General features: G+C 51.4%; 1 protein-coding gene. It reads right to left on the bottom strand.

All coding sequences use genetic code 11. The features are described from left to right. Positions 1-72 precede the first annotated feature (72 nt). On the bottom strand, positions 73-354 hold a 282-nt coding region (locus ACTHSP_RS22990; protein ID WP_440347126.1), incomplete at its 5' end, for an RnfABCDGE type electron transport complex subunit D.

The raw sequence follows: 354 nt of genomic DNA, 5'->3' as shown, positions 1-354 counted from the left end.
ATGATGGAACAAATCAGGCTGACAACCAATACCACAATCAGCGTGCCGCTGAAGCTGTCTTTATCGAATTTCTTAGCCATTGCTGCGCGCCTTTCTGCGTTTGATGTTCGCTTGTGCGACGAAATAGTCGAAAATCGGGGCAAACAGGTTGGCAAACAAAATCGCCAACATCATGCCTTCGGGGTAAGCAGGGTTGACCACGCGGATTAACACGCACATTACGCCGATAAGTGCGCCGTACCACCATTTGCCGACATTGGTAAAGGAAGCGGAAACAGGGTCGGTCGCCATAAACAGCATACCGATGGCGAAGCCGCCGACCACCAAGTGCCAGTACCAAGGCATGGAGAACAT

This window comes from Neisseria sp. P0001.S005 (genome assembly GCF_051963715.1).
The sequence above is the reverse complement of the archived record's forward strand: the minus strand, read 5'-3'. Positions and strand labels throughout refer to the sequence as shown.